Here is a 6,729-nt window from a genome sequence, read left to right on the forward strand (position 1 = left end):
TTGCGCCCGACCGGCCGTCGTAGCGCCCACGTTTGCTGGGAATCGGTTATTGTAACGGGCGTTACTGCCCCTACATTTGTAACGGGCATTACAGATCGTCAAGCCCTCGACGGCGGCGGCGGGGCCTGATGTGCGAAACGACACCGAGGACGCGATGACCGCGATCACGCCGCACAGGAGCAAGGGACGGCCCCGCACCTTCGACCGGGAGTTGGCCCTCCGCCGTGCCCTGGAGGTGTTTTGGAAGCGCGGCTATGAGCCGGCGACCATGGGGGAGTTGTGCGCCGCCATGGGCATCAACCCGCCGAGCCTCTACGCCGCCTTCGGCAACAAGGCGTCGCTCTTCATGGAGGCCGTCAAGCACTACGAGACGACCTACTGGGCGGTGCCCTGGCAGAAGCTCGCAGCGGAGCCGAACATGCGTCGGGCGATGGAGCACTTCCTGCTCGATGCGGCCGCTGTGCTGTCCTCGCTCGACGCCCCCTGCGGCTGCATGGTGGTGCTCTCTACCGCCAACGTCTCTCCGGAGGCGCAGGACGTTCACGACGCGATGAGGGCGCTGCGCGAGGTCAGCCGGACCAACTTCCGCCAGCGTCTCGAACGCGCTCTGAAGGCCGGTGACCTGCCGGTTGGCGCCGACGTTGAGGCCCTGGCCGCGGTGTTCACCACCCTGTTGCAGGGCATGTCGGTCCAGGCCCGGGACGGCGCCCCGCGCGAGGAGTTGGAGCGGATCGCTAGGGCGTCCCTTGCGATGCTGCCCCGCACGTGAGGTCGGAGCCGAGTTCACGTCGGGCGCAGCGCTGGACTTGGTCCGCCTGCCAGGAGGCGCGCGTGAGGGAGCGAGACTTCGTCTTCACCCGCCACACGCCGTCATACTCGGACCGTCCATGCGGCCGGCTGCAAATCCTTAACGTCGTCTTGATGCTCACGTCTTCTATGCCGCGGGTCACGACCGACGCATCTTGCTTCAGGCAGTGAACTCGCGCAGATTGCAAATCCAAGAAGCGTAGAACTGCGCTCTGGCTTGAAAGGCGAAGGCTGTGGGGAGGCCAAATTGCTGACGAGCCGCGTCCTTGCTTTGGTGGCACTCGCCCTCACTCCTGCACTCGCAATACAAGGTTACAACGAATACGCGCTGCGAGCTAATAGAGATGAAGCTGTCCGAGCTGATGCTCTCGCGACTGCTCGCGTTGTTGCGGGGGATCTTGATCAACTCTCCGAGAGTGTCCGCCAGACGCTCGACATCGTCGCCGAGACGCCTGCGATCCGGCAGCGCGACCCACAGGCGTGCACTGAGTACCTTCATCGTATCATCGACAGGCTGCCGCAGATCATCCTCCTCGCAGTTACTGAGATGGATGGTCGCCTTCTTTGCAACAGCCTCGGCTCTGCGCCAGGCGCTTACACGGTTTCCGACCGCGATTATTATCAGCGCGCGCTCGCGGCAGGAGAATTCGCGATGGGCGGATTTGCGCGCGGGGTGGCGACGGAACGCGAGTCCGTTCACTTCGCACAGCCGTTGCGTGACGACGATGCTCGACCAGTGGGCGTGCTCGTCGCCAGCATAGACCTATCCTGGCTATCGGAACGGCTCCGTCATCTGGTACCTCAGAGGAGCACCTCCCTGACGGTTGCCGACCGCAACGGCGTTGTTCTCGTGCGTCGTCCGGATCAGGACATCTGGGTCGGTCGTCCCCTTCCACCGGAACGCCTCGCGCGCCTTGCCCGCGATCAGGATGCTGCGCGGATCGTGACGGGGTTAGATGGCCGCCAGCGGGTGGTCGGGGTTGTGCATCCCAAGGGTGTTCTGGAGGGCCTCACCGTCGTCATCGGACGAGATCGGGCCTTGGCCTTCGCGGACGTCGATGCCGCCACGTATCGCGGCATCGTTCTGATCCTCATCGGAGCAGCCCTCTCCGTTGCGGGGGCATTGGTCGGGGGACGTGCCTTCATTCGCTGGCCCATGGACCGACTTTTGCGGACTGTCGCCGCATGGCGAGCGGGCGATCTGCGCGCCCGCACAGGCATTGTGGGCCATTCCGAGTTCGGTCAGCTCGGCGAGGCATTCGATGCAATGGCCAAGTCGGTTCAGGCCAGCCAGGACGATCTCCGGGCGGAACTCGCCCGCAGTCGCAGCTTGCAGGATCAGCAGACCACGATGCTGCATGAGCTGAACCATCGTGTGAAGAACACGTTGGCGACCGTGCAGGCACTGGCCCGGCAATCACGCGGCGGCGAAGAGGACGTTGCCCAGTTCGAATCTCGCCTCCTTGCCCTGGCGAAGACACACGACCTCCTGACGCGTGATGACTGGAGCGGTGCGTCGCTGCGTGAGGTTCTTGAGAACGAACTTGGTCCGTATCGCAGCAGCGTAGATCAGGTCGTCTTGGAGGGCCCGCCTGTCATTCTTGCTCCCCGTTATGTTCTAGCCATCGGTATGATGGCACACGAAATGACGACGAATGCAGCGAAGTATGGTGCTTTATCCACACCTCACGGGCGGGTACGCGTCGTCTGGAGCGTTGCGACGCGCGGGGACGGCGAGAAGCGGCTGTATCTGGCGTGGGAGGAGAGCGGAGGTCCTCACGTTTCGCCGCCGCAGCGACGGGGGTTTGGCACCCGCCTGATCACGGGCGCTATCAAGCGCGAGTTGGACGGCGAGATCGACGTGGAGTTCTGTGCGGGTGGAGTGCGCTTGCACCTCGATGTGCCCGTTGAGCAGGCGGCCCCCGGAATTGCGGCAGCGCAGTCGCTCGACCGGGCCGGATGAACCAGCCGGTGCGATGAGCGCCGCAGTCGGTAGCTGGACTATTGCCGAGTGCAGACGGTCAGCTACGCGCCCATTTCGGCCGTCCAGCGGGACCCGGCAGCGTCTTGAAAGCGGATGCTGCGGCAGCGAAGGTTCGAGTCTGGATCGTACCCTCCACCGGACTTCGACTACGCGTGGTCAAAGGCCTGATCATGCAGCAGCGGGCAGGTGTGAAGTTATACGGTTGCCGCCGCGGCGAACGCGTGCCGCAAGGTATCGGCCTCGTATGGTTTCTTGATCACCGGTACGACCCCGAGGTCGGGCGGGATCTTGAAACTCTCGCCGTATCCGGTCGCGAAGACGTATGGGATGCCGAGCTCAGCTAGTCTGCGAGCAACGGCCACGCTGGTCTCGCTACCCAGGTTCACGTCGAGAACGGCCCGGTCTGGCGGCGAGGTTTCGATCAGGCGCAGTGCCTCCCGGACCGAGGCGGCCATGTCGACCGCATCGGCGCCCAGCGCCGTGAGCACCTCCTCAGCCTCCAGCGCGATGATCATGTTGTCTTCGACGACCAGAACCGTGCCGTCCAGCTGGACAGGCGCGGCGGGTTTCTGCTCGATCGGCCTGACTTCGCGAGGCGGCGCAGCTCGAACATAGGCTGGCGGGACCGTGAACCGCGCCCGCAGGCCCGAGAGCTCGTAGTGCACCTCCGCCTCGCCCTTGAGCTCGTACGGGATCGAGCGCTCGATCAGCGTAGTGCCGAAACCGCGCCGGGTCGGGGCCTGGACCGCCGGGCCGCCGCTCTCGCGCCAGTGGATGACGAGGTGATCGAGAGCGTCCCGCTCCCAGCACACCTCGACCACGCCGGCCGTGTCGCATAGGGCCCCGTACTTGGCCGAGTTCGTCATGAGTTCGTGCACCACGAGTGCCAGCGTCGTGAACGCCTGCGGCTCCAAGAGCACATCGGTGCCAGAGAGCTTCACCCGGTCGGCCTTGGCGCCAAGATAGGCGCCAGCCTCCAGCAGGATCAGGTCGCGCAGGGAGCCCGGCCCCCAGTTCCCGCTGGTCACTTGGTCGTGCGCGCGGGCGAGAGCCTGGATACGCGAGCCGACCACCTCGACGAAGGTCTCGGCGCTGTCCGCATGGGACCGGCTCTGGGTGACGACGCCACGGATCAGGTTGAGGATGTTACGGACCCGGTGGTTCAACTCAGCGATGAGGAGTTCCTGCCGCTCCTGCGCCTCCCTGCGCTCGCGCTCGGCCGAGTCGGCCAGCCGCAGGATGACCTCCAGAAGCGTAACGCGCAACGCCTCGGCGGTGCGGACCTCGACGTCGGACCACGGCAGCGAACGGCCCCGCACCACTTCGCGCCAAGCCTCGAAGCTCTTGCGCGGGGTCAGGCGCATGCCATTCGGCCCGAGGCTTGCCGGCTTCTCCGGGTTGCCGGCCCAGGTCACTGTGCGTGCCACCTCGCTGCGGAAGAACACGAGGAAGTCGCGCGGCTTGCGCGATACGGGCACAGCCAGCATCCCCGCCGCGCGCTCGGTGAAGTCGCGGCCCGGCTCATGAAAGTGCCCGATCTCGTCGGTGGCGTAGACCTGGCTTGCCGCCGTCCGATTTAGGAAGCGCACGAGGCCGGTAAACTCCTCGCTCGTCGGCGTTGTGCCCTGCAGGATGATCTCGCCGTTCACCCACAAACCCAGCCCGTCGCAGGTCACGATGGCGGAGAGTTCGTCGGCGAAGTCGGCCAACCCCTCCAGGCTGGTGCCGCCGGATGCCATGGCGCTCATCAGGCGAGTGTGGATCTCGCGCGAGCGCGCCTCCTGGACGGCCACGACTTCGCGTTCGCGGCTCTCCAGGATCCAGGAGAACATCTGGCCAAACAACTCAGCGGCGGTGCGCCGCTCCAGTGAGATGTGGCGTGGCTCGGTGTGATGGCAGGCGAACAGGCCCCAGAGGCGGCCGTTGCGCAGGATCGAGATGGATAGAGAGGCAGCCACGCCCATGTTGCGCAGATATTCGAGGTGAATGGGCGAGACCGTGCGCAGCGTAGAGAGCGACAGGTCGAGGGGCTCGCCCGCGGGGTCGCGCGCCGGCACGACTGCCGTGCCCGGACTGTTTACGTCGGCAATGATGCGCAGCCAGTTGCGCTCGTAGAGGGCGCGCGCCTGCTTGGGGATGTCGGAGGCCGGGTAGTGCAGGCCGAGGTAGCGGTCGAGGCCGGAGCGCACGGCCTCCGCGATGACCTCGCCCGAACCGTCGGGCGCGAAGCGGTAGACCATGACCCGATCGAAGCCGGTAAGGGCTCGCATCTGCCGGGCGGCCTCACGGCAGAGCGGGTCGAAGTCGACCGTCTGCTGCAGGCGTGAAACCATGTTGCGCACGAGGTTGCCGGCGCTGAGGTGCTCGGGTGCGCTCGGCTCGGCCTCGATGACGATGGCAGTGCCCGAGATGTGTAGCGCCACGTCGAAGGGCGGATTATCGGCCAGAAGTCGCACGGCGAAGACGCGATCGACGGCATCGGGCCCACGCAGGGTCTGCAAGTGGCCGCGCAGCAGGTGGATGGCCTCGCTGTCGAGGACCGCGTCGAGAGGCAGGCCGAGTAGGTCCTCGACGGCGCGCCCCAGCCAGTCCGGCGCGTTCGCGCTGGCGCGGGTCACGATCCAGTCAGGCGAGACGGCGAGGAGGAAGCCGAACGGTTGCACCGCGCCTAGGATGTGGATCGGCTCACGGTCACATGAGGTCAGGTCGACAGCGGGAGGCGTGGTCATCTCGTGATTAAGCCTGGATGCGTCCCAGATCCAAGAGCACACCTCGCCACGTGCTCAGCGGCCTGCCTGATTGGATTGTGAGGGATGCCGGGATTGGGCTGCGCGCTCCTGAGCATGATCGCCATGAACCCGATTTGAACACCGGAAGCGAATGGGCAGCTCCTGTTCCGGCGGCACGTCCAGCCAGGCGTATCCGCTTCGCCGCCCCAGTGACTTCAAAGCGGACCGGCTGCTCTCGGCCAGGATCGGCCATTCCACTTCGGGCCCTGTTTGGTCGTTCGGCGGATCAAGCGGTCTGCTTCCTGAGAAGGCCTGCCACGACGGCCTTCGACGGAATCGCGCATCGCTTCATCGACCGCGGCTTGGACGATCTCGACCACATCCCAGCGGAAGCGGCAGCCCCTCCTTGAGGGGAGCACAGTCAATCCGCGTATGAGTCTGGGCCCGTTCTGATCAACTCACCGATCGATGATGTGCGAAGCCTGCGAAAGTTGCGAAAGGTCGACCCGACGTTCGATCTCAGCGGTCATTCTGCATTGCGCTGCGCCGAGGTGCCCGCCCTCTTTGAGCGGTCGAACAGGCATTCGGAATGCGTGCGGGACGGCTTGTCATGGCAGCGGGCCGCCCCGGCATCCATATTCGTCACCTTAGGCCCACGGATCGTGCCCTCCCGGGGTTCCAGCTCACCCGGCTTGTCAGAGCTCAACCCCTCCCGTCAGGGCATGGCGGCGGCCTTCGCGATCTGCGCACGGGCCCAGGCGACGATCCGGGACGTCTCCATCGCACCTGCCGTCTGCGCGACCACCTTGCCCTTGTGCAGCAGGAACAAGGCCGGGATCCCCCTGACTCCCAGTTCTGACGCGACGCCCGGCTCCTCAGAGTTGACCTTCAGGAGGCGTACGTCCGGCTCAAGCTCGTCGGCTGCCTGCTCGAACATCGGCGCCATGACCCGGCAGGGGCCACACCACGGTGCCCAGACGTCCACCAGGACGGGGATGTCATTGTTTCGGCGGTGCTTCTCAATGCCGGCGGCATCGGCTGTGGCGGGAGAGCCCTCGAACAGTGGATGGTGGCAGGCCCCACATCGCGCTGCCTCAGCCGGGCGGTCGGCAGGGACCCGGTTGGTCCGCGCGCAGTGCGGACAGACGATGTTGCGGGCAGCGGGCATCGGCTCCTCGCTCCACTTGTGTCTCTGGAACTGCAGGAGCG

Annotated in this window: 4 protein-coding genes; 2 read left to right on the forward strand and 2 right to left on the reverse strand. The window is 65.7% G+C overall.

Features of this window, described 5'->3' with window-relative positions; all coding sequences use genetic code 11:
* Positions 1-154 precede the first annotated feature (154 nt).
* Positions 155-769 (forward strand): TetR/AcrR family transcriptional regulator, encoded by a 615-nt coding sequence (locus tag WDW90_RS23575; RefSeq protein WP_336489896.1) that lies wholly within the window; start codon positions 155-157, stop codon positions 767-769.
* A gap of 285 nt (positions 770-1,054) precedes the next feature.
* On the forward strand, positions 1,055-2,770 hold the full coding sequence (locus tag WDW90_RS23580; RefSeq protein WP_336489898.1) for a sensor histidine kinase: 1,716 nt from the start codon (positions 1,055-1,057) through the stop codon (positions 2,768-2,770).
* A gap of 215 nt (positions 2,771-2,985) precedes the next feature.
* On the opposite strand, the gene WDW90_RS23585 is transcribed toward WDW90_RS23580, so the two are convergent.
* Positions 2,986-5,520, reverse strand: coding sequence for an HWE histidine kinase domain-containing protein (locus WDW90_RS23585; protein WP_336489899.1), 2,535 nt, complete (start codon positions 5,518-5,520; stop codon positions 2,986-2,988).
* 715 nt (positions 5,521-6,235) lie between these two features.
* A partial coding sequence (gene trxC, locus WDW90_RS23590) for a thioredoxin TrxC (protein WP_431311109.1) occupies positions 6,236-6,729 on the reverse strand: 494 nt, incomplete at its 5' end.

The sequence above is a fragment of the Methylobacterium nigriterrae genome, assembly GCF_037106235.1.
GTDB classification, from domain to species: domain Bacteria; phylum Pseudomonadota; class Alphaproteobacteria; order Rhizobiales; family Beijerinckiaceae; genus Methylobacterium; species Methylobacterium nigriterrae.

Bases quoted from the DNA above. Each gene is read 5' to 3' on its own strand.
- WDW90_RS23585 (WP_336489899.1), bottom strand. From the start codon at position 5,520: ATGACCACGCCTCCCGCTGTCGACCTGACCTCATGTGACCGTGAGCCG.
- WDW90_RS23575 (WP_336489896.1), top strand. From the start codon at position 155: ATGACCGCGATCACGCCGCACAGGAGCAAGGGACGGCCCCGCACCTTC.